The following is a 21237-nucleotide window of genomic DNA, read 5'->3' as shown; positions in this document are numbered from 1 at the left end:
GTGATTAGAAACAGTGATCAATGATCAGTTCAACTGCGCCGCTTTATCCGACTGATCACTGATCACTGACATCGTTCCCTGACTACTTTTCAATGTCTTTACTGATAACTTTCCGCCTTCAGGATCGTCTTCATCTTTTTCAAAAGCGCGATCCCCTCGCGGCAGCTGCTGAAGGCGTCTTCGCTATTGCGCGAGCTCACCGCCACCAGCGAGATGATCTCCCCCACTTTCAGGGCCCCCACCCGCCTCACCAGCACGACACTTTCCAATTCCCATTTTTCCTTAAGCATCTTCGCAATCCCCTCGAGCTCACCGGCAGTATCCCCCTGTGACGAGTACTGAATCCCGCTCGTGGACTTGCCGCCGCTCACCTGTTCCTTGACCACGGCGAAGTGAAAGACGATGGATCCGCCGTTCTTCCGGTCGAGGAGGTCGTACACCGAACGGGGATCAATTGGTTCCTGCGTGATGATGATTACCATCTGTTGCTCTCCTCTATGATTGCGACGTGAGAAACGGTCCCCCCGAAAACGGGCGGGTAGTGGATTCAAGGCGGCACCTGGAGCCGGTCAATCGATGCGGCAGCGGTGCACCAGCGAATAGTGTCGGATGTCCCCGGGAAGATGGCTCCCCACCACTCCGGAAACCACGATGGCCATCAGGGCTGCGGGCACCTGGGCCGGAAAGGCATGGACCACCCAGGCAAGAGCCAGGTGGAAAAGGGCCAGGACGCCACGCCCCTGGTAGATCCAGTGCCGGCTCGAGAAGATTCCGGCGGCGATGAGGAGAAAGCCGGTCGCGACGGTGAACCAGTGCCACCGGACCATAAGGGAAAACGGTTCCCCCCAGAACATCCCTCCGAAAAGGACGCCGCCGACGGCTACGTGGCCGACGCGGAACACGAGATTCAGATATTTGGAAACCGGCGACCGCTTCTTCTTGCGCTTTGCTTCACCTTCCGGCTGAGCCATCCCTTCTCCCCTCACCTCTTGACTGCCACGCTCAAATACGGCGCCCCTGCGGCACCGGTCCAGGTCGCCACCAGCGAATCCTTGAAGAAGGAGAGCTTCCCGTTGTAGGAGGCATCCGAGGCGGTGGTGACGATTCCCTGCTGATCCATCATCAAAAGCATCGAACCGGGCAAGGTGGCGGCCCCGTTGCTGTCGAGAAAAGCCGCGTAGGTCAGGGTCCCGGTGGAATCGACGCCGAACGAGCCGCTCTCCCAGAGCGTGGCGCTGCCGCCGGAAAGCGCTGCGAAGGCGTAATTTCCGGCAAGGTCGGTCATCTGGTAGCTCGTGGAGGTGAGCACGACCGCCGGCGGATGGATGAACTGCATGATCCGCAGCACCGGCGCCCCGCTGGCATCGGTTGCCGTCCCGACGACGGTCACCTTGTCCGCCGACATGATCCCGTGGTCCAGGAGCAGGGTGGGAGCGGGCGCGGCCCCCGGGAGGAGGGCCTCCGAGACCACGCCTTCGGAGGTGATCGAGAGGGTGACCACCTTGTTCCCGGCACCGGGAAGCTGCCGCGAGGTCGAGCCCTGAATCGCGCTGTAGGTCTCGGTCTGGTCCTTGCCGGTCTGTCCGGCTGCGTATTCCCACCCCCCGGCCAATCCGGCGGAAAGCTGGTGGTAGACCCAGGTGAGCGGTCCGGCAACCGCCCGGCCGGTCCCCTGGATGTCGGCGGCGGAGAAGACGATCCCCGGCACCTGCTTCTGGCCGATCAACAACATGGGGGAACCGGCAACGGAGGTCGCCGTCGCAACGAGGAGGTCCTTGTATTGGTTGTTGGCAAGAGCGCCGTGGAAACTCTGCCCCCCCGCCTGGAGCACTCCCCCGTCGGGAAGGAGTTGGAGGGTACCGAACAGGTCAGCGGGAGCGGAAGTCCCGCCGGCGCTGTCAACAAAAGATGAAACCGAGACGTTGCCAGAACCGTCGATCGCCGCGATCCCTCGCATCCACTTCGAGTTCGCCCCGGTGACGAGGACATTGAAGTTCCACGTTCCCTGCAGGTCAGCCTGGACAAACGGCCCCGGAGCCGAAGGGGTTGCCGAAACGGGATCGGATTTGCCCCCCGCCCCGGAGGAGCTGACTGCAGCCACCGCGAAGTAATAAGGGAGGTCGTTGGTCAGGCCGGTGACAATGGTGGAGGTCCCGGTGAGATTGGCGATCACCGTGCTGCCGGCGCCCGACGGGGAGTTCGAGTAGGAGACCTGGTAGGTGCTCGCTCCGGGGGTGGCGGTCCAACTAAGGGAGACCTGGCGGTTGCCCGCGCTGGCGGTAAGGCCGGTCGCCTGGGCCGGGACCCCGGGATTGTAGCGCCAGGGCTGGTTGTCACCGCAGCCGCCGATAAGCAGCGCGCCGAGAAGGAGCAGCATGATCATCATGGTGCCCCTCATAACCGCCACTCCACGCCGCCATAGACGAACCTTCCGGGGGCCGGAAAGCCGTAGCTCGTCTCGTAGTTTTGGTCCAGCAGGTTGTTCGCCCCGACGTACAGGTTCACCTTGTCGCTCAACAACTTCTGGCTCAACTTCAGGTTCACCACGCCGTAGTCGTTCAGCTTGGCCCGCAGGACCGGCTGGTTCGGGCCGGAGCCGTTTTTCGTATAGAAGTACTGGTTGCCGATCCAGAGAAACGACGCGTAGCTGGTGAAACCGCAGTCGAAGTCGTACTTTGCCTCCAGCGCCACCTTGTCGCCGGGGGTGTACTGCTGCTCCTGCCGCCCCGCCCGGGAGTGGTCGGCGGAATCGAGATAGGAGTAGGAGGCCTTCAGCAGGAGCCGTTTCGTCGGCGCGCTATCGGCCGCCAACTCGACCCCGGTGAAATCGATACGCGCGAGGTTGGTGGCAACCGAGGTGACCGGGTCCTTCTGAATCAGATTTCTGGCGTGGGTGTAGAACCCGGTGACGCTGGCCCGGCTGTTCATGGGGAGCTTCTGCTCCACCCCCGCCTCGTAGGTCCAGGCGACCTCGGGATCGAGATCGTTCCCCCCCGCCCCGGAGACGTTGTAGAGGTCATCCAGCGACGGGAAACGGATGCTGCGCTTGACCGCCGCCTTGAGCCTCGTTTCCGGAAACAGGTCGTAGGATGCCCCGGCCATGACGCTGTAATCGCCGTCGTTTCGTTCGTCACGGAGCTGCCAGTAGTAGCCGTAGCCGACGACCAGCTGCAGCCGGGGCAGCGGCGCGACGGCGTACTCCGCCGCTGCGGAATGGAGGGAGACCTCTTTGCGCTTGTAGCTGCCGACCGCGTTGCCCAGGGAATCCACGACCGGGCCGCTGTTGCGCCAGGTGTCCCACTCCGAGGCAAGCGACAAGGTAACCTTGCCCGCCGTTCCCACCAGGTAGCTGGGCTGGAGGGTGAGACCGCGAATCGAGGTGGTGATGCGCTGCTGGAACGAGCCGATGACCCGGTTGAACGAGGTGAGGCTCGCGTCGTCGAATTGGGTATCGGTTTCGCCGCTTTGGTTGAGAAAGGCCCATCCCCGTACCGTGAAGCGGTCGGTAGCGGCGTACTCGGCCGCGAGTTGTACCGAGGTACCGACGATACCGTCCAGCCGTTCGTACTTCACCGGGTTGGCAAACGGATCATTGGGGTCGTTGATGACGCTGGAGGGGAGTCCCTGGCTCCCCTGAAAGTAGTTGACGGTAAGACCGAGGGAAAGGTCGGCGCTCGGCGTGAAGCCGACGGTCCCCAGGAGCGCTTCCCGCCGGCGATCGCTGTTCTTCCGGTAGCCCCCCGGCTGCTCCGTGGTGGGGGTGAAATCCCCCGATAGCGGGAAGGCATCGACCTTGGAGGCCTGCCCGCTCAGAAAGTAAAAGACGCGCTCCGAGGCGCCGGAAACGCTTCCCTTGGCAAGGTAAGGCTCGCGGTCTCCGGCCTCGGCCCCCACCATCCCCTGGACCCCGGACTTCCCCTTCTTGGTGACGATGTTGATGACGCCCCCCAGCCCCCCCTGCCCGTAAAGGACGGAGCTGGGACCGGAGATCACCTTGATCTCGGCGATGTTCTCGGTGGTGATGAGGGTGGGATCGAACTGCTCGTCGCCGGCGGAGTTCATCGGGACCCCGTCCAAGAGGAGCACCACGTGCCTGGTGCGGAAGCCGCGGATATCGATGCGCGGGGTTCCGTCGGCCCCGACCCGGACGCTGACGCCGGGGAGCAGGGCCAGGGCCTGATCCAGGGTCCGTGCGCCGCGCGCACGGATCTCTTCGGCGCTGACGGTACGGAGGGTCTCGGAAGTCTCGCCCCCTTCCCGTTCGCCGGACACGACGATCTCGCCCAGGCGGTAGCGGTCCGCGTCCTCCGCGGCCTGGGCACCAAGCGCGAAAAGGCAGGAGAGGGAGATCAGCCCGGCAATGAAATAAGGATTCTTAGGATGCATCGGGTACCAAAACGTCTCTATCGGTGAATTTCAAACCGCCCCCCTCGCCTGATGGAGAGGGGGGCGGTGCGGGCTAGGGAATGGTCAGTCCGCCGTTGGGTTTGGGGCTGTTCTGGGTCCCGCTTTCGCCCGCCGCGTTGAGCGCGGTCACCGCGAACCACCAGTAGCTGCTCCCTGAGGGGAGCGCGACGGTGGTGCTGGTCCCGGAGCTCGTAACATAGGCGGCTCCGGCCAGAACCTGGGTTGAGCTTGGCGCGGTCGAGGTCCCGGTCTGGAGGTAGTAGACACGGTAGGAGCTCGCCCCGGAAACGGTCCCCCAGCTGACCTGCGCCTGCCCGGCCCCCCCCTGGGTCACGGTGACCCCGGTGGGGCTTCCCGGCGCCGACGTCGGGTTCGGGGTCCCCTGTTTTATCGCGGAAACCGGGCTTTCCCCGCCGGCGTCCAGAGCGGTGACGGCGAAGTTGTACACGATCCCGTTCTGCAATCCGGTTACGGTGGCGTCAAGCTGCGTCGCAGAGAGTACCGTGCCGGCGGTGTTCAGCTTCGGGGAGGCGGCGGTGATGGAACCGGTGTCATAGTAGATGTTGTAGGAGGTGGCGCCGGTGGCGACGGTCCAGGTGATAGTGGCCTGCCCGTCGCCGGGACTGACCACGATCCCTTTCGGAGCCGCCGGAGCAAGCAGGACGCTCGACTCCGCCGATACCGGGCTTTCCCCGGAGACGTTCACGGCGGTAACGACGAAGTAGTAGCTGGAACCGGCGGTCAAACCGGTCACCGCCTGACCGTTGACGGCACCCACGACCTTGCTGGTGGATGCGGCGGTAACTCCGGGGGAAGTCCCGTAGTAGATGTTGTAGGAGGTGGCGCCGGTGGAGGCCGCCCAGGTGAGGCTGGCCTGGCCGGAGCCGCCGACCGGAGTCACGGCGGTCGGTGCGGCGGGGGCCAAAACGGTGCTGGCGACGGTGGAATGGACGCTCTCCACGCCGGCATTTACGGCGGTGACCGCAAAGTAATAGCCCCCCCCGTTGGTGAGCCCGGTGATCGCCTGGCCGCTGACCGCTCCGGTCACCTTGGTGCTCAGGGAGGTGGCCCCGGCACCGTAGTAGACGTTATACGACGTGGCGTCGGTGACGGAATCCCAGGTCAGCGTGACTTGGCCGTTGCCGGGGGTGACCGTGAGATTGGCCGGTTTTGCCGGGGGGGTGGTCGCCGTCTTGAAAACGGCCCAAATGGAAAGGTGCGTCACCTGCGGCGACACCGCACCGTTACTGTCGACGGCATAGGTTCCGGCGGAGGTCCACACCCCGGTCCCGGAATCGAAGCTGTAGACGGCCAGAAGGTCGCCGGGCTGCGCCACCGCGGCCGGGACGGAGATGGCCAGCGCGACGGGGCTGGAGAAGGTTTTTACGCTCCCCATGCTTATGTCGGCGAAGGCCGCGAGGGTGGTTCCCGCCGGGAGGGTCTGGGCCGCGGCGGGGAGGTCCGCCGGGGTGGTCGAGTAGCTTACGGAAGTGGCGATGGAGCCGGTCACCGGGGCTCCGGAGCCATCCAAAAGGGTAGTGGCCGCCGGAATGGCAAGAGACACCCCGCTCGGGGCGGTCACCGCGACCTGGCTTGCCGTGGTGCCGTTGGTGGTGCTGAGGTTGCCGGTTGCGGTTGCCTTGGTTGCCGAGGAACTGGAACCGCCACAGCCGTACAAACCAAGCAGTGCGAATATGCCTAACAGTGCTACCCAACCCAGATGTGTCTTAGTGAACTTCACAAGCCCTCCTGTTTAATTCGTTTCCTGCCCTAAAGAACTACCCGGCAGGCAGCCGCACGATCTTTGGTTCCCATCCGCCGTGCCTCAAGGTCCCGGCGCGGGTCATCCGTTTCAGCCTTCGTCGTTTCTCTCACTGCTCCCCGCGCAAACTGAAGTTGAGCGTCACCGTGAATGCCGCGTCGCTCCCGGGATAGTCGGCCGGGATCGGGGGAAACTTTCCAATCGAGGTGATGGCCCGCGTCGCAGCCGCGTCCAGGAAAGGATGTCCGCAGGAGGAGACTTCCTCCACGCTTTGCAACGTGCCGTTCCGGGAAAGCACGAACCGGCGCTGGCAGGAACCTTCCCGTCCTCCCCGCCGCGCGGCTACGGGGTACTGCTTGTGCGCCTCGATCAGCCGTTTCAGGATCAGCGGGAAGTCCCGCCCCCTTCCGGTCCCGCCGCTTGCTCCCCTCGCGTCGCGACCACCGGCGCCCCCCTTCCCTCCGTCGTCCCGGGCGCCGCGCGCCCCAGACGCGCCGGATCCAGCGGGGGCACCGACGCCGTTGCCGGTGCCTTCGGCACTGCGCACCGACCTCTCCCTCTCCGATGCCGAGCCGCCCACGCTTGCCGCTCGTAGCGGAAAAGGAGCCGGGATAGCAGGGGCCGGGTTCGCCTCAAGGGAGCGGGCGACCGGTGCAACGCGGTTGCGCAATCCCGAGGCGTGATGGACGGCAGCTGCCGGGACCGGCGGGAGCGGTGCCGGGACGGTTACCGGCTGCTCCGCCCCGCCCGGTGCAGCATCCCGCGCCTGCCGGCCGGTCGCGCCACTGCCGGGTGAGGCGATCTCCCTCGTCGAGGCGGCGCTCAGCGCTCCAGGGCTCGCCCCCCTTCCGGGGGCAGACGGAGCAGCAGCCGCCATGAACAGGGCCATTGGTCGTTGCGGGTGCGGGGCCGGCTGCAGCTGGTTCCCCATTTCAAGCAGAACCAGCAGATGCAGCAGCAGCGAGGCGGCAAAGAGCGGCGCCGCCCGCCGGAATTCGCCGGGGAGCATCACCTTTTTCCCGTCGACTCGATCAGACCGTTTTTCCGCAGCACCCGCAGGACCGACGGGACCGCCAGGGCGCCGAGCCCGCCGAAAATGCCGTTAGCCACGGCGATGAAGAGCGCCTTGGAGAGGATGATCTCCTCCTCGAGCCCCATCAGCCACTCAACGCCGCTGGAAACCAGGGCCCGGGAGGTCGCGGCGATCAGACCAACCGCCGCACAAGCAAGCATCCCTTCCAGGGAGGATGGAAACAGCAGCAGCGCGGCCTCGATGACCAGCGCGGGGAGGAGGTACTTTACGAACACCATCCCCGGCATCCCCATCCCGAGGACGAGGCTCGCCAAGGAGGCGAGGAGCCCGACCAGCGCGGCGGAGCCGATCTTCGGGACACAGCCTCGAGCCAGCAGGTAGAAGAACATGGTGAACAGCATCACGTGCCCGGGGAGGTGGAGGTGCAGCCGCAGCCCGGCCCGGGTGATTATCACGAAGGTGGCGCAAAAGCCGATGAGCAGCGCCTCGCGCAGGGTGAACTGCGGCCAGAGGCGCATCTTTTCCTTAAAGGTCGTCATACAGTTCTCTCCGTTTGGTCAGGCGACCGGCAGGGTCGCCCATCCCTCCCGCGCCGGCTGCCATCGGTGACGGGGGCGACTCCGGTTGGGGAGCATAGTAGGTGCGCTCCCGGTGCAGCCCGAAGCCCCGGGCCTCGGCGGAGCGGGAGACCGCCTCGGCGGTCTTGAGCGCCCGGACCATGAGCGGGAGCAGGAGGCAGTGGAAGAGATCGGGCCAGTTCCGGGGGTCGAGCTGCTGCCGGGGGAGGAGACGGGCCCCCCGAAGGCGCTGGGCGGTGGTGATCTCGTCCATCTCCCTGAGGAAAAAGGGGATGAACCGTATGCTCGTGGTTAAAAGAAAGCTCAACCGGTACGGGACGATCCGCCGCAGCCCCGCCATGACGTCGCGCGTCGAGGTGGTGCGCAGGAAAACGGCGCCGGGAAGATAGAAGACCATGATCTGCACCGACGTGCGCAGCCCCGGCATGAGCCCCTTGGCGCCCCGGAGCGCCAGGTACGCCGCGATGATCAGCGCCGACTGCCAGACGACCAGCCGCAGGTCCCGCCACAGGTCGTACAGGGTGAGCCGGGCCAGGGCGTAATAACCGAGGGTTACCAGCACCAGGAGCGTCAGCGCCTCCGGCGTCCGCACCCCGACCGCGCAGGCACTGAGCAAGGTCGTGGCCGCGATCTTCCACCCCGCCCCCAGCCGGTGCAGCGGCGAGTCGTGGGTGAGGTACTGGCAGGCGTAGTCGCTGCTCCTCTTTTGCCTAAGGGGCAAGTTCATGAAGAATCCCCCGCTCCAGCGTCAACTTTCGGTCCGGCCACGCCCGGTCCGGCAGTTCATCGTGCGAAGCGATCAGTACCGTGGTCCCGCTCTGTTCCGAAAGGAGGCGAAGCGTTTCCAGAAGCGCCGTTCGCTGCGGCAGGTCGAGACCGGAAAAAGGCTCGTCCAGAAGCAACAGGTACGGCCGGGGTGCCAGCGCGGCAGCCAGGGCGACGCGGTGCTGTTCCCCGAAACTCAGCGTAAGGGGGGCGCGCTCGGCCAGATGGGCGATATTGCAGTCGTCCAGGACCCGCGCCGTCAGCTGCCGGATCTCCGGACTGGAAAGCCCCATCCGGCGCAGGGTGAAGGAGACCTCCTCGGCCACCGTCTCGCAAAAAAGCTGGCGCACCGGGTTTTGAAAGAGGACCCCCACCTTCCCGGCGAGCTTTTCCGGCCGGGGAGCCCCCACCCCATGGAGCTCCAGCTTTCCGGAACCGGAGCGCTCCAGGCCGGAAAGGCAGCGCAAAAGCGTGGATTTCCCGGCTCCGTTGCGGCCGATGAGGTGGATCCGTTCCCCCTGGCGGATCTGCAGATCGATCCCCTTCAGGACCTCCCCGACCTCCGGATACCTCAGGCGCAGCCCCGAGATGCTGACGGCCGTCGGGCCGGCGGCGTTCCCGACCGCCCGGCGCGCCCGATCCGGAACCGGCGAAAGGGAGCCGGCCGGTGCCTGGATCGCCTCCTCCACCAGCCGTCCCCGGTCCAGGACGAGGTAGCGGTCCACGACCTGCGCCAGGGGGGCCAGGTCGTGCTCGGCCAGGATGATGGTGTACCCGAATCGCTTCAGCCGGTCCAACAGACGGCAGAATTCCGCCTTCTGGTGGGCGTCCAGCTGGGAGGTCGGCTCGTCCAGAAGCAGCAGCGACGGGTTGAGGGACAGGACCGAAGCCAGGGCGAGCCGCTGTTTCTCCCCGGCCGACAGACGATCGACGCTGCGCGAGGCGTAACCGGCCAGCCCGACAGCGGCGAGGGCGTCCTCGATCCGGGCCCCGATCTCGCCGGGAGAAACGCAGAGGTTTTCCGGCCCGAAGGCAACCTCTTCGGCAACGGTGCTGCAGACGATCTGCGACTCAGGGTCCTGGAAGAGGATCGCCACCGCCAGATCGGAAAAATGGCGCGAGACCGCGGAGACCTCGATCGAACCGCTGCGGGTTCCCCCGTGCAGCACGTCCTTGATCAGCATGAGCAGGGTGCTCTTGCCGCAGCCCGAATTGCCGGTGATGCAGACGCACTCGCCCCGGGCGACCGAAAAGGAGATCCCGGACAGGGCCGGGTCCGCTGTCCCCGGGTAGCGGTACCCAAGCTCGGAAATCGCAAGGGCGCGGTCTTCCCTGCCGGCGTCTGCTCCGCAAAAAGCGGCGGTCACGGGCGCTTTGCAACAGCCGGGTGCGCGGAGACCGAGGGCGCCACCGCGTTTGCCGGACCGTGACAGGTAAATGAGGTGGCCGACCAGCGGCGGTAGCGGCAGTCGTAACAGGACCTCCCCTCGGCAACGACCAGTTCCTCCTCGACGTCGGGGACGAATGCCGCGCAGCGCTCCGCCTCGGCGGCGGCCCGGGCCCAATCCTCCTTGCCGCCGCTAAATTCGGCGGCGTCTCGTCCATCCATCAGAACCTCCTGAGCTCCCTGCGGTGCAGGGTCTGCCAACGGACGCCATCCTCGGGCTGCGCCGGTGCGACCATGAGGACCGAGCGCCCCCCGACCATCACCGTCTTCGGTTTGTCGGCGACCCGCACCAGGTCCTCCGGCGCCACCGTCTCCCCCTCCATCCCCTGGATCGCGTCAACTCCGGGAACGCCGAGAAGATCGGCAACCGACATGACACCGGCGATGTCGAGGCTCCCTTTCATGCGTCCGTCGTTTCCCCCGAGCCGAAGCCCGGCTCCGGCCAGCGCTCCGACCACCCCCTGCCCGGTCCCGCCGTGTTCGGAGAGATGAACCCCGAGCCGCGCCGCCAGCGCGTACGCCTCTTCCTTGGTCAGGACCGTTTCCTTGGCCCGCTCCCCGAAATGAAGCATTTCCACTCCCGCTACCCGGTCCACCACCGCAACGCAGAGCCCGGGATCGGAGCCGGGGGCGCTCTCGCGCTGGAGGAACGCGCCGGCGTGCCGGATCAACGGCTCCAGCGCCTCCTCGTCGATCTCCGCCTCAAAGCACATCGCGCTGTTGTGGGAGGTGTACGGGATGTCGGGATGCAGCAGAAGCTGGTGCCTGGTGACGTGGCGGCTGCGCCCCCAGCCGAAAAGTTCCAGATCCTCGGCGATGAGGGAGGCGAGTTCGCCGGTACCGCGGCTCTCGAGATTGTCGGTATCGTCGATGCTGAGCAGGATGCGCATGGGCAACTCCTTGACCAATCGGTAGGGTCGGCAGTTTCCCCGGAAACTCCCGCGCCCCCTCCGCCGGGGAGGGAAAGGCGGTCTGGAACCCAGGGGATAACCACCGGAAAACACACAACAAAAAAGGGGACCCCTCTTGGATAGAGAAGTCCCCTGCGTGTGGATACGGATCCACCCGTCGAGGTTCTCCTTCTCAAGAGGAAGGCACTGCCGTTTCCAGCAGCACCCAATGGCCGCTCGCCGTGAGGATGACCTTTTAGGCGGAGGCGGCTCGGAGAGCCGTTTTTGGTTGTGGCAACGAGGGGAGCCCGAAAGGGCGCCGCCTCGAAATGCGGTCAAATCTATTACTGGAAAATCGGCGTCACGTCAATGTATACAGTTCCCCTCTCATAAAAACCGCGGCCATGCTATAATCGGCTAGTCCAAAAATTCCAGGAGGTTTCACGTTTTGTGCGTTGGGGATTAGAAAGCATCAGCAGGCGCATCAGGGGAAAGTACTCCGCAACGATCGTTCTCCCGCTGGTATTCGCGTTCATCATCGCCCTTGGCTATCTCGATTTCCTCATCGGGTTTCGACTGAGCCTCTACCCGCTCTACCTGATCCCTCTGGCCCTCGTCGCCTGGAATGAATCCCTCCCCCTCTCCCTCGCCACCGCAGCAGTTGCCAGCACCGTCATCGGAGCGAAATACTTCCTGTTCAAGCCAGCCTACGTGGCACAGACGTACCGGTACTGGGACGGCGCCATCAAGATCATCCTTTTGTTGCTCATCGGCTTCGGGGTCTTCCGCATCCGTCAACTGCTCCGGCAGAAGGAGGCGGTGAACGCCGAGTTGAAGAAGGCCCTGTCCGAAATCCAGGAACTGCGGGAGATGGTCCCGATCTGCGCCTGGTGCCACTCGGTGCGCAACGACCAGGGGTTCTACGAACGTATCGAGGTCTACCTGCAGCAGGTCACCGGCGCCAGCCTCACCCATGGCATCTGCCCCTCCTGCAAGGAGAAGTACTACGGCAACCTCGGTAAAGGGCCCGACGCCAAGGCGGCGGATGATCCGGACAAGGCGGGAGCTGGTCCAGAGATTAATAGATCAAAGAACTTGAATAAATGAGAATTTAGGGTATCCTGTGGCGGCGCTGGACGCCGGCCTCGGCCCCACGCAGACCACCACCAAAGGGAGTTCATATGAAGAGGAGAATGTTATTTGCGGCGCTCGCCATCGCCGTAAGCGCTACGTCCGGGTGGGCCCTGGAGGATACCCGCGCCTCCGGGAGCAATCTGGGGAGCGTGTCCGGCGGCGACTTCAAAAGCGCTCATCAGGTGATGGAGCGCCGCTGCACCTCGTGCCACGGCATCAAAAGGATCGAGGACGCCTTCAAGGCCAAGAAGGACATGGCCGCGATCGAGCAGCGGATGATGATGAAGGGCGCCAAGTTGAGCCAGAAGGAACGCGAGGTTCTCGGGATCTACTGGAAGACCCCGTTGAAGAAATAATTCAACCGGCAGAATGAATTAAAAAGCCCCATCCGGCTCGGTCCGGATGGGGCTTTTCTTTGGTCTGCACTACCGGGGCGAACCAGTCCAGCACCGTCACTCGGCGATGCGAACCCCGTTTCGCCCGCTTTCCTTCACGTCGTACAGGGCACCGTCGGCGCGTTTGATCAGGGTGTCCGAGGTATCGCCGGGAAGGGCCTCAGCCGCGCCGATGGAAACGGTGACCTGGATGTCGTTGCCGTCCAGCAGGAACCGGCTGTCCCGGATTTCCTGGCAGAGCTTCCAAGCGATGCCGGTCGCCGCATGCCGGTTCGCCTTGACGAGGATGATGGCGAACTCGTCGCCGCCGAACCGGGCCACGAAATCGCTTTCGCGCAGGGCGTTTTTGAGTTTGAAGGCGACCCCCTTCAATATCCGGTCCCCGGCGGGGTGCCCGTAATTGTCGTTGATCGCCTTGAAGTTGTCGACGTCGACGAGCAGCAGAAAAAAACCGTCGTCGGCGCGCCGGTTCGACCGGAGCAGGTCGTCCAGTCTCTCATCGAAATGGGCGCGGTTGGCGAACTGGGTCATCTTGTCGACCCTGACCTCGGTACGCAGCGAGTCGATCACCTGCTGCTGGGTCTGCAGCACCTCCCGCGACCTGGCAAGCTCGGCGCGAAGCGTATTGTTGCCGGCAATCACCCGGTCGATCTGCGCCACCAGGAGCGCCGCCGTCTGCTTCACGTCGTCGGGCAGCCCGGTCCGGTTCAGCGCGTCGCGTGCCTGCGACAGGGTCAGCGACGAGGTGCTGGCGGCTTCGTCGATGTGTTGCATGGCCTCGGCCAAGGCCATCAGTATGCACCGGATCGCCTGGAGCGACCCGTTGATCCGGTGCTCCCGCAGGTCGGGACGTTCCCCGGGGGCCGCCGTTCCAGGCTGCTCCTCGGAAGGCTCCCGGCGCCAAAGGCGCCCCGGCAGCAGAAACGGCACCAACGCCCCCCGCCCCAGGCGCTCGAAAAACCTCTGGACGCTCTCCGGATCGAAGATACGGGATAGGACCGGAATCAAGGCCAAACCGACAAGGACGCCCGAAGAAAACAGGACCATCTGGTGAAGCTCAATCAAAGGGCACCCCCAAAACTCATAGGAACATGCAACCGCCGCAAAACATCTTCCATCTATTGAATCAGATCTTTCAGCTAACTCAATAGGAAGCATCGCTGAGAGAGTGAAATATCTCTGAATACAGCAAAAAGCCCCATCAAGTGATGAGGCGTTGAGAGCTGAGACAGGCAATCGTTAAGGTTCCCGGTAGAGCAATATGAATGCTGAGCTGGGAAGGTTCGGATGATACTGCAGGAGTGACATTCCCGTCGCGATCGACTCTTTGCATGCAAGGCGACAAACCCTGTCGGAGCACCTTTCCAGGAGCGATTAACCGCAACCGCGGTCACCGCCTCCGGCGGATCGCGCCTGGAAAGGCGCTCCGACAGAAGGGTCCCGTCGTTCAGGTTGCGCAGTCCGCCGGGTCCCCCTGGATCTTCGCCACCGCATGCGGCACCGCCGGCCAGACCGCTTCCAGGTTCTCCACCGCCCCTTTCGGGCTTCCCGGCAGGTTGATGATCAGTGCCGAACCCCGGATGCCGGCGATCGCCCGGGAGATCATCGCATGCGGCGTTTTCTGCAGGCTGCGGGCCCGCATCACCTCGCCGAACCCGGGGATCACCCGGTCCAAGATCGCCTCGGTCGCCTCCGGGGTGACGTCGCGCGGGGAAACCCCCGTCCCGCCGGTGGTGAGGATGAGGTCGGCAACGTTTCCGTCGGCCCAAGCCGCCAGGGTCGCGGAAATCAGCGCCGCCTCGTCGGCGATCAGATCCATCTTGACCGTGGCGACTCCGCGCTCCTTCAAAAAGGCCTCCAGTGCGGGGCCGCTGGCGTCGGTCCGCTCGCCGCGGGCCCCCTTGTCGCTCAAGGTAAGGATTGCCGCTCTCATGCCGTCTCCTCTCTTTGGAACAACCCGCTCTTGCCCCCTTCCTTGTAAAGGAGCATGACCTCGCCGATGCTGATCGATTTGTCCGCCCCTTTGCACATGTCGTAGATGGTGAGCGCCGCGACCGTGGCCGAGGTCATCGCCTCCATCTCGACGCCGGTCCTCTCGAAAGCCCGCACCGTGGCGCGCACCCGGACCACGCCGGTGGCCGGGTCGGCCTCGAAATCTACGGCGGCATGGTGGATGGCCAGCGGATGGGAAAGCGGAATCAGGTCGGGAGTCTTCTTCGCTGCGGCGATGCCGGCGAGCCGGGCGACGCCGAGGACATCCCCCTTCGCCATGTTCCCTTCCAGGATCGCCTGCAGGGTCTCCGGCTTCAGAAATACCTTGGCGGAAGCGACCGCGGTCCGCAGCGTCGGCTGCTTGCCGCTCACGTCCACCATGATCGCCCGCCCCTGCTCGTCAAAGTGATTGAATGCCATGTCTGCTCCTGTTCCTGTTCATGTAATGCCGCCGACGAACCGCCCGCCAAGACTCCCCGCGAAACCCAAGTCGGGTCAGCGGGGCTCTTCCTGTAGATCCACCTCATGCAGGAAGAGGAGGTCCACCTCGGTCCCCGCGGGCACCTGGGCCGCATCCAGCGGCAGCGCGGCGAGCGCGTCGCTTCGCACGATGGTGGATAAGACCCCGGTGTGCTGATCGCCGGCGCTGTAGGCAAGGTAGCGGCCGTCCTCCTTCTCGATGCGCACCCGGATGAAGTTCAGTTTCCCCTGCTTCTTGCGTACATCCTCGGCAAGCACCCCCTTCACAAAGGGACGGATCACCTTGGGGTGTCCCATCATCTTCATGAGGGCCGGTCGGACGAAGAGCTCGAAGGTCACCATGGTTGATACCGGGTTTCCCGGGAGCGAAAAGACCGGGATGCCGTCTTTCACCGCGAACGCGGTCGGGCCACCCGGCTTGATGTCGATCTTCCAGAAGAGCTGCCGCGCCCCCAATTCGGCCAGAACCGCGCGCACCAGGTCGCGGTCTCCGGCGGAGACCCCGGCTGAGGTGATCAGCACGTCGCACTTGAGCCCTTCGAGCATCTTTTCCCGATGGCTCTCCCGGTTGTCCCGCGCGATCCCCAGCAGAACCGGCACTCCCCCGGCGTCCCGCACCGCGGCGGCCAGGGAAAGGGCGTTGGAATTGATCACCTTGCCCCGGGTGGGAGACTGCCCCAGGTCGATGAGTTCGTCGCCGGTGGAAAGAATGGCGACGCGGGCCCGGCGGCGTACCGGCACCACGGCCTTTCCCATCGAGGCGAGCATGCTCACCTCGGCAGGGCGGATCACCGTTCCCGCGGGGAAGATCACCGTTCCCGCCTTGAGGTCGTCCCCCTGGCGGCGGATATGCTGCCCCGGGCGCACCGGTTCCCGGACGGTGACCGTCCCCTCCCCCTCGGTCACCTCCTCGATCGGCACGATGGCGTCCGAGCCCGGCGGCGTGGGCGCCCCGGTCATGATCTTGTTCGCGCAACCGGCTGCGACGCTTCCCTCGATGCTGCCGCCGGCGGGAAGATAATCGGTTACCGTGAGGGTGACCGGAATGTGGGCACAGTCGGCGGCCCGGACGGCAAACCCGTCCATGGCGGAAAAGTCGCACAAGGGATGGTCCCACGGTGCGGCAAGATCCTGGGAGACGACGCGCCCCAAGGCATCGAGCAGCGGAACCCGCTCCTCCCCGAGCGGCTGGACGTTCGCCAGGATAATGCGGCGAGCTTCTTCAAAACCGGGCATTAAGGTACCTCTTGCATGATTAGTCGCGCCTGTGCGACCGGGGTCGGATCGTACGCGGAGTTCGAAGGGAACTGCCAACCATCTGTAGGGTGGGCGCCCCGTGCCCACCGTGCACTCAGGACTGCCCGTAAGTGGCCACAAAAACCTCTTGCCTGGGTTCATCACGACACGCTACTGTAGGGGCATCGCGGGCACCGCGGTTCATCATCTGAACGGAGCAAAGAAATTGAAGCAGCTTAAATACTTGGCGGGATATGCACCGCAGGTCGTCGGGCAGGTCAGCCGGCTGATCGAAGAGGATCGGCTCGGGGCGGCGCTGTTGCAAAAGTACCCGAACGTCCATGAAGTCAGGACCGACCGCGCGCTTTATGCCTTCGCCGTCGACATCAAAAACGACTATCTCCGCAACTCGCCGCCGCTCAGCAAGGTCGTCTACGACCAGAAGATCGTCATCGACAACGCGCTGGGACTGCATACCTTCGCTTCCCGCGTTCAGGGGGCGAAACTCAAGGCGAAGCACGAGATCCGGGTCGCCTCCCTGTTCAAGGAGGCGCCGTTGGAGTTTCTGCGCATGATCGTGGTGCACGAACTGGCGCATCTTAAAGAGCGGGACCACAACAAGGCGTTCTACCAACTCTGCGAGCACCTGGAACCGGAATACCACCAGTTGGAGTTCGACCTGAGACTCTACCTGACCTATGTCGACCTCTCCGGTCCGCTGTATGACCGGGATCAGGGATCTGGGGTCGGGGATCGGGGGTAAAGGCCCGCGTGGCGCTCCGGAACGAAGAAAATCTCCGTCGCGCCTACTCCGATCCCGCCTCCACCAGCGCGACCGCATCCCCCGCCTGTACCGTCCCCCCTTTGAGCACCTTGGCAAAGATCCCTTCCTTGGGCATGACGCAGTCTCCCGCCTGATGGTAGATCGCACAGCGGGTGTGGCACTCCTTCCCGATCTGGGTCACCTCGAGAAGCGTCTCCCCAACCGTAAGCCGCGCCCCCACCGGGAGCGAGTAGAGATGAATCCCCTCGGTGGTGAGGTTCTCGGCGAAATCGCCGTTGTCCACGTCCAGCCCCATGTCCCGCATCTTGTTGATGCTCTCCCGGGCCAGCAGGCTCACCTGGCGGTGCCAGTCTCCCGCATGGGCGTCCCCCACGATGCCGTGATTCTCCCGAAGGACCACCGACTCGACCGGGGTCTTGCGCTCTCCCTTCTTTTCGCTGATACAGACCGCTACAACGGATGCCATCTTTTCTCCTGAGTGTTAGCCGCCGATTTTCGACATGGCGAACGGGGTGGGTTCATCATTTTCCTGGGTCAGCTGGTGCCGGTGCGGTTTTTCCCGGACGATCCGGCGCAGCGCCTCCTGCAGCGCGGCGTCCCCCTCCTGCAGGTAGGGGCGGAGGTCGAGTTCGCCCCCGGAAAAAAGGCAGCTTTTGGCTTTGCCGGTGGAGGTCACCCGGATCCGGTTGCAGTCGCCGCAGAAGTGGCCGGTCACCGGGGTGATGATACCGACCGTCCCGGCCGCTCCGGGAATGCGGTACTCCCGGGCCGGACCGGACAAGGCGCCGCGGTCCACCAGTTCCAGGGTGAAGCGCGCCGAAAGCCGGCGCAAAATTTCCTCTCCCGGGACCACGAGCGACTGCCAACGCTCCTCGCCGGAAGAAGGCATGTACTCGATGAAACGGACCGAGAACGGGGCGTCGAGCGCCAGCGAGGCCACCGACTCCACCTCGTCGTCGTTCACCCCGCGCATCACCACCATGTTGAGCTTGATCGGGAACCCTTCCCGCCGCGCCGCCTCAATTCCGGCCAACACCCGGGAGAGATCCCCGCCGCGGGTGACGGCGGCAAAACGTGCCGGGTCCAGCGAGTCGAGGCTCACGTTCAGCCGCTGAACCCCCGCCGCGTGCAGCGGCGCCGCCAGCTCCTCCAGAAGGACGCCGTTGGTGGTCAGCACCAGCTGGCGGAGGCCGGGAAGCGCCGACAGGGAAGAGAGGAAGGGGAGGATCCCCTTGCGCACCAGCGGTTCGCCTCCGGTGACGCGGATCTTCTCGACCCCTTCATTCACGGCGGCGCGACCGATCCGCAGCAGCTCCTCGTAACTCAGGACGTCGCTGTGGGTGAGTTTCTCCACCCCTTCCGCCGGCATGCAGTAACGACAGCGCATGTTGCAGCGGTCGGTGATCGAAAGGCGCAGGTAATTGATCCTGCGGCCGAAAGTATCAACGAGCTCCATAGGTTTCCTTTGCCGGCGGGTAGACATAGGGCGCCGGACCTCCTAGTGTAGAGATTTTTTCCGTCGATCTCCAGAACTTTCCACGGCTGCGGGGCGTATACATTACCAAACTGGGTCACCAGGAGGCAACCCGCGCCGTTCGATCCTTGCGCTGCCGCGTGAGCACGGGGTCCCCACCCCACGCGCCCCCCCGGTGCAACAAATGTCCCAGCTTCGACCGCGTTCATGCTACCCTGAGCGAGGGAAGGAGCGCCATCCGTACCACTGCTTTTTGCCCGGGAAGGAACACGTGCATGAACTACCTATTCCATCTTTACCTGTCCGGCGACGACCCGGAGATCCTGGTGGGCAACCTCGCCGGAGATTTCGTAAAAGGGAGGATCGGTGACGATTTTTCACCCGGGTTGGCAACGGGGCTTCGACTGCACCGCAGAATCGATTCCTTTGCCCAGAACCATCCCTGCTTCGTCCGGAGCCGTAACCGGCTTTCCCCCGAGCTGGGGCTGTACCGCGGCGTGGTGGTCGACCTCTGCTACGACCATTTCCTCTCCCTCAACTGGAGCGCTTTCGCCGCCGATCCGCTGGACCGATACCTGGATCGGGTCCGCAGCATCGTGGAGGCGCGCAAAGACACCCTCCCCCAACGGCTGCAGAACCTGCTCCCCTTGATCTTCGACGACTTCATCCCCTCCTACCGCACCGTTTCCGGGATCGATCACGCCCTGAAACGTCTGTCGCACCGGATCAGGCAACCTAACCCGCTCCCCGCCGGCGGAGCGGAACTCGCCCGGCATTACGACGGGCTGCACCGTGACTTCCTTGCCTTTCTCCCCGAAGTCGGAGCCGACGCCCGGAGCTTTCTCGCCGAACGAATCGGCTCGCGCTGAGGCCGCGTGCCCGGCTCTTTCCGTATCGGCACCGTGGTCGTAATCCCCCTTCCGCGCTACCTACTCTTTTTCGCTTCCCGCTACGGAAGCTGCCGGTCCAACTCCCAAAGCTCCTCCCGCGACACCGGCGGGAAATAGATCCCCGCCAGATCCCGGTGCCACCAGGCACCCGTTCGTCGCCGCTCCTCCGGAGTGGTAAACCGGTAACGGTAGTGCAGGGCTCGGACGAACTTCGGCGGCGCCTCCGGAAAAGGATTGCCGTCCAGGAGCGCCAGGGTCGGCCGGTCTCCCTGAAGGATCCGCTCCAGAAGCCGGACGAACCAGGGATCGTAATAAAGTGACGGCATCGCGGCAAACCACATCAGCCAATCCAGGCGCAGGTGGCCGGCAGGACCTTTTCCAGTTGGGACTGCTGAAGGTGCTGAGTGCAAGGACAACGGTGAGCAGGCCGAGCCAGGAGAAATTGCCACGGGCCAGGAGAATCCCCTGGCACAGTAAGGTGAGGACTCCGGCGATTTCCATGACGTGTTCCCCCTAAACCCGGTCCCCTTCAACGGAATTGCCCCCCCCGGGACAATTGAACGATTGTATCCAAGCCCCCCCCGGCGGCAAGCACGGGGACGGCCTTCCGTGGGACCAGGGGACACCCGCAACTTTTCCGGGGGGACGGCGAGCCAAATTGAGCCGACCCCGATCATGCTCATATCCCCACACGACACCAGTCGCCTACTGCTGTGGTATAGTTACCCTTTCTGCCATCGGCCGGGGAAGCAAAACCACGGGATAACGCCAGGAAAATGGGGGGAATTGCCATGACGGTTGAGCTGAACGTGCTTCGAGATCTTGCCGACCGGGTCGCGATCCGGCTGGAGCTCGGAGAATTCGTGATGAAGGGGCCGCGCGAGAACATCATGGAAGTGGAATCGCGGGTTGCGTGGTCAGCGGTGGCGGGACAGTTGCACCATGAAGGGTATCCCCTGGTGCCCCCGGAGGAGTACGCGGAAATCTACGGGTTGACGCCGGAACAGGTCATGCACCGGGTTGAGGAGGAGGGGACGTTGTTCGCGCTCTATTTCGAAGGGCACGACGAGACGTTTGTCCTGGTACCGCTGGAAAATCGTGACGACGAAGAACGGAAAGATGATGATAGGTCCCCGATTCCCCGGTAACGAAGGAGCCGCGGGAGGCGCTACTCCAGCAGAAGGAAGGCGTAGCGGTTCATCTCCTGCTGATAGTCGGAAAGCACGTCAATGGGGAAGCCAAAGCCGCGCACGGTGGCAAAGACGTCCATCCCGAGGGCTTCCGGAGCAGGGCGCGCCATCTTGCGGTTGCGGCAGACACTGCGGGACTTAGCGCACTCTTTGCAGAGGTTGCAGCTATCCATGAAAAGCAGAAACGCTTTCTGATATCCCTGCAGAAAGACTTCCCGCTCCAGGGCCAAAAGTTCGAGGTTCACCTTGCGCGACCACTCATGGCGGTCGTCCGGGTCCTCGAAGCGGCTGGTGAAGTGAAACACGGCGCCGATGCGGTACTCGCGAAAGAAGCTCCGGCATTCGGCAATGGAAGGGGTGTTGGGGGGGCAGGAGGCATTCCTGCCGTAGGAATCGCACCCGAAGGTGCATTTCATGCGGACCCAGTTCGCGACCACGATTTCGGCGGGATCGATCCAGCGGAAATCACTGAAGCCGTGCTTGTGAAACAATCTCTGCAATGCGTTCTGGTCAGCCATGATCGGTCCCTCCCCGGATCCTCCCTGGCGGGAAGTGGTCCCGGAGGTTAAACAAAAACAAACAAAAAGGCCAGCCCATTCGGGCCGGCCTTTTTTTACATAACCGGTCAGGTTGGACCTGCCGCAGGCCCACTTCTTAGCTATCCCCCGGCCCCGGCACTATTGCCTGCGAGCCCGCCCCTGCAGCTTGAGGAAAAGGAGATGGCACCTACGGCAGGTCCAGCCCGATCGGTGCTGGTTCCTGGTTTCAGCCTGATACTGC

Annotated in this window: 24 protein-coding genes and 1 riboswitch; of the genes, 5 read left to right on the top strand and 19 right to left on the bottom strand. The window is 64.2% G+C overall.

Annotated features, from left to right (window positions below; translation table 11 throughout):
• Window positions 1-98: 98 nt before the first annotated feature.
• The 11 genes from JFN93_RS11330 to JFN93_RS11280 form a co-directional block, all read right to left on the bottom strand.
• On the bottom strand, window positions 99-482 hold the full coding sequence (locus JFN93_RS11330) for a molybdenum cofactor biosynthesis protein MoaE (protein WP_199384188.1): 384 nt from the start codon (window positions 480-482) through the stop codon (window positions 99-101).
• An 87-nt stretch (window positions 483-569) separates the two neighbouring features.
• Window positions 570-971, bottom strand: coding sequence for a hypothetical protein (locus JFN93_RS11325; RefSeq protein WP_199384187.1), 402 nt, complete (start codon window positions 969-971; stop codon window positions 570-572).
• An 11-nt stretch (window positions 972-982) separates the two neighbouring features.
• On the bottom strand, window positions 983-2386 hold the full coding sequence (locus JFN93_RS11320) for a fibronectin type III domain-containing protein (protein WP_199384186.1): 1404 nt from the start codon (window positions 2384-2386) through the stop codon (window positions 983-985).
• Between the two features lie 8 nt (window positions 2387-2394).
• Window positions 2395-4386: a TonB-dependent receptor plug domain-containing protein gene (locus JFN93_RS11315; protein ID WP_199384185.1), complete on the bottom strand. Its 1992-nt coding sequence runs from the start codon at window positions 4384-4386 to the stop codon at window positions 2395-2397.
• A gap of 73 nt (window positions 4387-4459) precedes the next feature.
• A complete protein-coding gene (locus tag JFN93_RS11310) occupies window positions 4460-6148 on the bottom strand; it encodes a fibronectin type III domain-containing protein (RefSeq protein ID WP_199384184.1) in 1689 nt (562 codons plus the stop codon).
• A 130-nt stretch (window positions 6149-6278) separates the two neighbouring features.
• On the bottom strand, window positions 6279-7178 hold the full coding sequence (locus JFN93_RS11305) for an energy transducer TonB (RefSeq protein WP_199384183.1): 900 nt from the start codon (window positions 7176-7178) through the stop codon (window positions 6279-6281).
• The gene (locus JFN93_RS11300; protein WP_199384182.1) at window positions 7178-7741 is read right to left on the bottom strand and encodes a hypothetical protein; all 564 of its coding nucleotides are present in this window, start codon (window positions 7739-7741) and stop codon (window positions 7178-7180) included. The genes JFN93_RS11305 and JFN93_RS11300 overlap by 1 nt, the downstream gene beginning before the upstream one ends.
• Window positions 7728-8507, bottom strand: coding sequence for an energy-coupling factor transporter transmembrane component T family protein (locus JFN93_RS11295; RefSeq protein WP_199384181.1), 780 nt, complete (start codon window positions 8505-8507; stop codon window positions 7728-7730). The genes JFN93_RS11300 and JFN93_RS11295 overlap by 14 nt, the downstream gene beginning before the upstream one ends.
• On the bottom strand, window positions 8491-9912 hold the full coding sequence (locus JFN93_RS11290) for an ABC transporter ATP-binding protein (protein ID WP_328753860.1): 1422 nt from the start codon (window positions 9910-9912) through the stop codon (window positions 8491-8493). Before JFN93_RS11290 ends, JFN93_RS11295 begins: the two co-directional genes overlap by 17 nt.
• Complete coding sequence (locus tag JFN93_RS11285) at window positions 9909-10154, bottom strand: hypothetical protein (RefSeq protein ID WP_199384180.1); 246 nt, start codon at window positions 10152-10154, stop codon at window positions 9909-9911. The genes JFN93_RS11290 and JFN93_RS11285 overlap by 4 nt, the downstream gene beginning before the upstream one ends.
• Entirely contained in the window at window positions 10154-10882 is a 729-nt protein-coding gene (locus JFN93_RS11280) for a hypothetical protein (RefSeq protein WP_199384179.1), read from the bottom strand. The genes JFN93_RS11285 and JFN93_RS11280 overlap by 1 nt, the downstream gene beginning before the upstream one ends.
• 170 nt (window positions 10883-11052) lie before the next feature.
• Window positions 11053-11171: riboswitch (molybdenum cofactor riboswitch) on the bottom strand.
• Between the two features lie 161 nt (window positions 11172-11332).
• Between JFN93_RS11280 and JFN93_RS11275 the strand changes: the two genes are divergently transcribed.
• Together JFN93_RS11275 and JFN93_RS11270 are read left to right on the top strand one after the other, a co-directional pair.
• Window positions 11333-11989, top strand: a complete 657-nt coding sequence (locus JFN93_RS11275) for a hypothetical protein (protein WP_199384178.1) — start codon at window positions 11333-11335, stop codon at window positions 11987-11989.
• Window positions 11990-12063: 74 nt separating this feature from the next.
• The gene (locus tag JFN93_RS11270) at window positions 12064-12372 is read left to right on the top strand and encodes a photosystem P840 reaction-center cytochrome c-551 (RefSeq protein ID WP_199384177.1); all 309 of its coding nucleotides are present in this window, start codon (window positions 12064-12066) and stop codon (window positions 12370-12372) included.
• 96 nt (window positions 12373-12468) lie between these two features.
• On the opposite strand, the gene JFN93_RS11265 is transcribed toward JFN93_RS11270, so the two are convergent.
• The 4 genes from JFN93_RS11265 to JFN93_RS11250 all read right to left on the bottom strand — a co-directional run bounded on the left by JFN93_RS11265 (window position 12469) and on the right by JFN93_RS11250 (window position 16119).
• The gene (locus JFN93_RS11265; protein ID WP_199384176.1) at window positions 12469-13476 is read right to left on the bottom strand and encodes a GGDEF domain-containing protein; all 1008 of its coding nucleotides are present in this window, start codon (window positions 13474-13476) and stop codon (window positions 12469-12471) included.
• Window positions 13477-13858: 382 nt separating this feature from the next.
• Entirely contained in the window at window positions 13859-14344 is a 486-nt protein-coding gene (locus tag JFN93_RS11260; protein ID WP_199384175.1) for a MogA/MoaB family molybdenum cofactor biosynthesis protein, read from the bottom strand.
• Window positions 14341-14823 carry a cyclic pyranopterin monophosphate synthase MoaC gene (gene moaC / locus JFN93_RS11255; RefSeq protein ID WP_199384174.1) on the bottom strand — a complete coding sequence of 161 codons (483 nt, stop codon included), beginning with the start codon at window positions 14821-14823 and terminating at the stop codon, window positions 14341-14343. The genes JFN93_RS11260 and moaC overlap by 4 nt, the downstream gene beginning before the upstream one ends.
• Before the next feature lie 75 nt (window positions 14824-14898).
• Window positions 14899-16119: a molybdopterin molybdotransferase MoeA gene (locus JFN93_RS11250; protein ID WP_199384173.1), complete on the bottom strand. Its 1221-nt coding sequence runs from the start codon at window positions 16117-16119 to the stop codon at window positions 14899-14901.
• A gap of 226 nt (window positions 16120-16345) precedes the next feature.
• On the opposite strand from JFN93_RS11250, the gene JFN93_RS11245 reads away from it, so the two are divergent.
• Window positions 16346-16882: a M48 metallopeptidase family protein gene (locus tag JFN93_RS11245; RefSeq protein WP_199384172.1), complete on the top strand. Its 537-nt coding sequence runs from the start codon at window positions 16346-16348 to the stop codon at window positions 16880-16882.
• A 43-nt stretch (window positions 16883-16925) separates the two neighbouring features.
• Here the strand turns inward: JFN93_RS11245 and JFN93_RS11240 are convergent, their stop codons facing one another.
• A complete protein-coding gene (locus JFN93_RS11240; protein WP_199384171.1) occupies window positions 16926-17369 on the bottom strand; it encodes an MOSC domain-containing protein in 444 nt (147 codons plus the stop codon).
• A 15-nt stretch (window positions 17370-17384) separates the two neighbouring features.
• A complete protein-coding gene (gene moaA, locus JFN93_RS11235; RefSeq protein WP_199384170.1) occupies window positions 17385-18359 on the bottom strand; it encodes a GTP 3',8-cyclase MoaA in 975 nt (324 codons plus the stop codon).
• A gap of 293 nt (window positions 18360-18652) precedes the next feature.
• Here moaA and JFN93_RS11230 point away from each other — a divergent pair, with 293 nt between their 5' ends.
• On the top strand, window positions 18653-19246 hold the full coding sequence (locus JFN93_RS11230; protein ID WP_199384169.1) for an acyl carrier protein phosphodiesterase: 594 nt from the start codon (window positions 18653-18655) through the stop codon (window positions 19244-19246).
• 80 nt (window positions 19247-19326) lie between these two features.
• Here JFN93_RS11230 and JFN93_RS26220 read toward each other — a convergent pair whose 3' ends face one another.
• Window positions 19327-19944 carry a lipase maturation factor family protein gene (locus JFN93_RS26220; RefSeq protein WP_268898813.1) on the bottom strand — a complete coding sequence of 206 codons (618 nt, stop codon included), beginning with the start codon at window positions 19942-19944 and terminating at the stop codon, window positions 19327-19329.
• A 114-nt stretch (window positions 19945-20058) separates the two neighbouring features.
• On the opposite strand from JFN93_RS26220, the gene JFN93_RS11220 reads away from it, so the two are divergent.
• Window positions 20059-20415, top strand: coding sequence for a hypothetical protein (locus JFN93_RS11220; protein ID WP_199384167.1), 357 nt, complete (start codon window positions 20059-20061; stop codon window positions 20413-20415).
• Between the two features lie 20 nt (window positions 20416-20435).
• On the opposite strand, the gene JFN93_RS11215 is transcribed toward JFN93_RS11220, so the two are convergent.
• Entirely contained in the window at window positions 20436-20975 is a 540-nt protein-coding gene (locus tag JFN93_RS11215) for a DUF2284 domain-containing protein (RefSeq protein ID WP_199384166.1), read from the bottom strand.
• Window positions 20976-21237 lie beyond the last annotated feature (262 nt).

The sequence above is a fragment of the Geomesophilobacter sediminis genome, from assembly GCF_016458275.1.
Classification (GTDB): domain Bacteria; phylum Desulfobacterota; class Desulfuromonadia; order Geobacterales; family Geobacteraceae; genus Geomesophilobacter; species Geomesophilobacter sediminis.
This window is presented reverse-complemented; position numbering and strand designations above follow the sequence as displayed.